We start from the raw sequence: 4,477 nt of genomic DNA, 5'->3' as shown, positions 1-4,477 counted from the left end.
GGATAGGCCCTTTGGGCCGCATAAGAAGAACCACCAGCTATGCTGGTGGGGTTCTTTTTGATTTTGGGACACGCCCGAAGGGCGTGAGGGTTGACGGCCCTTCGGGCCGGGGGTTGCTAGTGGCTGGTGGCTAGTGGCTGGGAAAACCATACAACCGCCCTGGCGGGCGGGGAAAAAACCATACAACCGCGCCTTCGGCGCGATGGAAAAGCAACACCCCCTTTGGTGGCTTCGCCACCACCTTTGCCCCGGTGGGAAGCGTGTCACTGGATTCTCAGTCGCCCAAAGGCTCCCTACAGCACGGCTATCACCGACTCACTGGATTCTCAGGTCGCTTCCGCTCCCCTACGAATCCAGTTCGCTGGTGTGACTCCAGTTCCCTTGCCACCCCTCTTCGAGGGGGCACTATGGGTGCTCTGCATTGTGCCACATGATACTAAGGGAAGCGTAGAGCGGTTTATTCTCCCCCCTGCATAGGGGGGGAGTCCGCCGTAGGCGGATAGGGGGTGGCGAACGCAGTGAGCCAATCAGCAGTATGCTGGCCTTGCTTGTGGATAAAAACCTTTAAAACCGCCCTGGCGGGCGGGGGAAAACCATACAACCGCGCCTTCGGCGCGTGGAAATACACCCCTTCTGCCTACGGCACCTCCCCCGGAGGGGGAGGTTTGCTCTATGCTTCCCTTGGTGCTAACTTAAGTTGCTCATTTTATAGCATCGCTAAAACTTTCCCCTCCGGGGGAAGTCCCCGTAGGGGGATAGGGGTGTATTTTCAACGAGCGTAGCGAGGTTTGCTTGTTTTCCAATCGCGCCAAGGGCGCGGTTGTTTGGTTTTATCATAAGAGGCGTCTTATGCGAATTAAAAGACGCCCACCACCGCCGCGCCAGCGGCATATAAAACTCATCGCCGAAGGCGATACCACAACCCTCGGGGCCAAAGGCCTCGTCAAACCTAAGAACCCTCCGGCCGTAAGGCCGGTCAATCTTAAGAACCTTCCCCTCTGAACCCTTTGAACCTTCTGAACCTTTTGAACCCGGGCCGCAAAGCGGCCCCTGTCACTTTCTTATGGCACCTCAAGTTTACTTATGTTATTATTTAAGGGTAGTATTGTCAGAATTCTGATAGAAGAAGGTGATGAAAGGACATGAATAACAAAGTATTTCTTGTTCTTGGCGGAGCCAGAAGCGGGAAGAGTGAGTTTGCGGAGAAGCTGATGTATCGTTCCACAGGGAAAAGGAAGGGATACATCGCCACCAGCCAGATTCTGGATGATGAGATGCGGTACCGGGTGATTCTTCACCGTGAGCGCCGTCCCGCGGGCTGGCGGACTTTCGAGGTGATGCATGGAGCAGGGGAGGAAATGGGTCATATCCTTGAAGAAGCGGATGCCATTCTTTTTGACTGTATTACCATGTATGTGAATAATATGCTCATGGACCATATGAAGGGAATTACCGTGGAGACGCTGGGGGTTTCGGATCTCACCACGCTGCAGGAGGCGCTGGAGAGGGATCTGACCCTCATGTTTGAGCGAATTTCTTCTGTTTCCGATAAGGAAATTATCTTTGTGTCCGACGAGCTTGGAATGGGCATTGTTCCTGCCAATGCCATGAGCCGGGTATACAGGGATCTTGTGGGGCTGGCAAACCAGTATGTGGCGAAACGGGCCGACAAGGTATACCTTTCCATCGCAGGGATTACTATGGAGCTCAAGGAAAGAGGAGTGGAGCTATAATGACAAAAATTGCAAAGAGAGTCATGTTTCAGGGAACCAGTTCTCATGTGGGTAAGAGCATTCTGACCACTGCTTTCTGCCGTATTCTGGCCCAGGACGGGTACAAAACGGCGCCTTTCAAGGCGCAGAATATGGCGCTGAATTCCTATGTCACCCTGTCGGGCGGTGAAATCGGCCGTTCCACGGTGGCCCAGGCGGAGGCTGCCGGGGTCCTTCCTATTGTGCAGATGAATCCGGTGCTTTTAAAGCCTACAGGAAATTCCTGCTCCCAGGTGATTCTGCTGGGTACGTCGGTAGGAAATTACAGCGCTTCGGAGTACCAGAACAATTACAGCCAGCGGGCCTGGGAAACGGTGAAGGAAAGTCTTGACTACATGGAAACCCATTACGATGCCCTGGTCATCGAAGGGGCAGGGTCTCCGGCCGAGGTGAACCTGAAGAAGAACGACATTGTGAATATGCGTATTGCCAAAGAGTGCCAGGCGCCGGTGTTCCTCATCGCCGATATCGACAGGGGCGGGGCGCTGGCTTCCATTGTGGGCACCTTAGAGCTCCTGGAACCGGAGGAAAGGGCCCTGGTGAAGGGCCTTGTGATTAACAAGTTCCGCGGCGACATTACCCTTCTGGAACCGGCTTTGACGTTCCTGAAGGAAAAGACGGGCATTCCGGTGCTGGGCGTCATTCCGTACCTGGACAATCTGGGTATTGACGATGAAGACTCCGTTTCCCTCCAGGATCTCCCCAGCGACCACGTCATGCGGGACATCCATATCGCCGTCATGCAGACCCCGAAGATTTCCAATTTCACCGATTTCGATGCGCTGAACCATGAGCCCGACGTGAACCTCCGTTTCGTGCAGCAGGGCGACATGATCGGCGACCCGGACCTGATTCTCCTGCCGGGCAGCAAGAATACCACCGAAGACCTGCTGTACCTGAAGCGCCAGGGCTATGCGAAGGAAATCGTGGAAATGGCGGAAAAGGGCGTGCCCGTCATCGGTATCTGCGGCGGCTTCCAGATGCTGGGCGAAAAGGTGTGCGATCCCCTCCACGTGGAAAGCGAAAACGACGAGGTGGACGGCCTTGGGCTTCTCCCTTACACCACCTCCATGCACGGAAAGAAGAATACCTACCAGGTCACCTTCGACTGCGACGACCTGCCCTTCCTGGGCATGCAGTTTTCCGGCAGGGGCATGCGGGGCTATGAAATCCACATGGGTGAAACCACCCTCACCAAACCGGCGAAGTCCCTCTTCCATATCGTCCAGCGGAGCGAGGACAAAGTGGACCTTAAGGACGGTTTCATCAATGAAAAGAAGAACGTCTTCGGCACCTACTGCCACGGCCTCTTCGACAACGACGACCTGCGCCGCGCTGTGATCAATGCCCTCCGCCGCAGGAAAGGCCTCAAAGACCTGCCGGTACAGTTCAAATACCGGGAATACAAGGAGTCCGAATTCGACCGCCTGGCCAAAATGGTGAGAAGCCATTTCGACATGGACGCTTTTTATGAAATCCTGAGGAATGAATAATTTGGACGGTTTACTGTACTCCGCATTCTATGCGGTCATCCCCATGGCGGCGCTGGTGATTGACACCATCTACGGAGACCCCAGGAGCGACTACCATCCGGTGGTGCTCATCGGGAAGGTCATTTCCTTCTTTGAAGGGAAACTGTATCCCGAAAAGAAGACATCCGATAGAAATATGTTCCTTCGGGGCATGATGACCTCCCTTTTGGTGCTCCTCACCGTAGGTCTCCTGGTGGGCTTCCTCACCTGGCTCTCCATCAGGGCGGGCATCCTCATGTACGCCGCCATCAGTGCCGTGATCCTCTATTTCACCATCACCCCCAGGGCCCTGGCCCGGGACGGCATGGAAATCTACGGCCTTTTGAAAGCAGGGGACATGGCAGCCGCCAGAAAGCGCTTAAGCTGGATCGTAGGCAGGGACACGGAAAATCTGGATGAAAGTGAAATCGCCCGGGGCACCGTGGAAACCATTGCGGAAAACACCACGGACGGCGTCATTTCCCCCCTCTTCTGGTTCCTCCTCCTGGGGCCCCTGGGGGCGGCCTTATACCGCGCCGGCAACACTATGGACTCCATGCTGGGCTACAAAAACGACCGCTACCTCTTCTTCGGCCGCTTCGCCGCCCGTTTGGACGACGTATTGAACTACATCCCCGCAAGGATAACCTTCCTCCTCTTCGTGGCGGCGGCAGCTATCCTGAAGCTGGACTGGAAAAATGCAGAAAAAATCGGCCTGAGGGATGCCCCCAAGCATCCCTCTCCCAATGGGGGATACGCCGAAGCCACCGTGGCCGGCGCCATGCACGTGCGCCTCGGCGGCTACAACTACTACGAAGGAAAACCGGAATTCCGCGAATACATGGGGGATCCCGATACACCGCTCAAAGCGGAACATATCAAGACAAGCATCTATATGATGTACGCCGCGGTGATCCTCTTCGTGGTGGTGGAATCGGCGATTATATTCTTTGTGTGGTAGCAGCCGCGGAGCGGCTGCTACCGTGGTCGGGGTCGGGACCGAGATCGAATGGCCCCGCCGGGCAGCCGTCATCCTGAGCGAAGCGAAGGATCTCGGTAAGAATAGTAAGTGATGCCAATGGCAGTAAATGCCAGTCGGCGGGGCGGCAGTATTCCCGTAGGGGCCTGCGCCTTCGGCGCAGAGGGGCGTATGGCATCCATCGGGCCTTCGGCCCTCGGTGCCAAGGGTTGTAT

At 55.8% G+C, this 4,477-nt stretch carries 3 protein-coding genes; all 3 read left to right on the top strand.

Features of this window, described 5'->3' with window-relative positions:
* Positions 1–1,142 precede the first annotated feature (1,142 nt).
* From cobU to cbiB, 3 genes are read left to right on the top strand one after another with little or no spacing between them, the layout of a single operon-like run.
* Positions 1,143–1,733 carry a bifunctional adenosylcobinamide kinase/adenosylcobinamide-phosphate guanylyltransferase gene (cobU, locus tag QZQ29_RS08965; RefSeq protein WP_296962496.1) on the top strand — a complete coding sequence of 197 codons (591 nt, stop codon included), beginning with the start codon at positions 1,143–1,145 and terminating at the stop codon, positions 1,731–1,733.
* Between the two features lie 8 nt (positions 1,734–1,741).
* Complete coding sequence (locus tag QZQ29_RS08960) at positions 1,742–3,265, top strand: cobyric acid synthase (RefSeq protein WP_296962498.1); 1,524 nt, start codon at positions 1,742–1,744, stop codon at positions 3,263–3,265.
* Positions 3,258–4,244, top strand: a complete 987-nt coding sequence (cbiB, locus tag QZQ29_RS08955) for an adenosylcobinamide-phosphate synthase CbiB (RefSeq protein ID WP_296962494.1) — start codon at positions 3,258–3,260, stop codon at positions 4,242–4,244. Before QZQ29_RS08960 ends, cbiB begins: the two co-directional genes overlap by 8 nt.
* Positions 4,245–4,477 lie beyond the last annotated feature (233 nt).

The sequence above is a fragment of the uncultured Dialister sp. genome (assembly GCF_900538805.1).
GTDB lineage: Bacteria > Bacillota > Negativicutes > Veillonellales > Dialisteraceae > Dialister.
The sequence above is the reverse complement of the archived record's forward strand: the minus strand, read 5'-3'. Positions and strand labels throughout refer to the sequence as shown.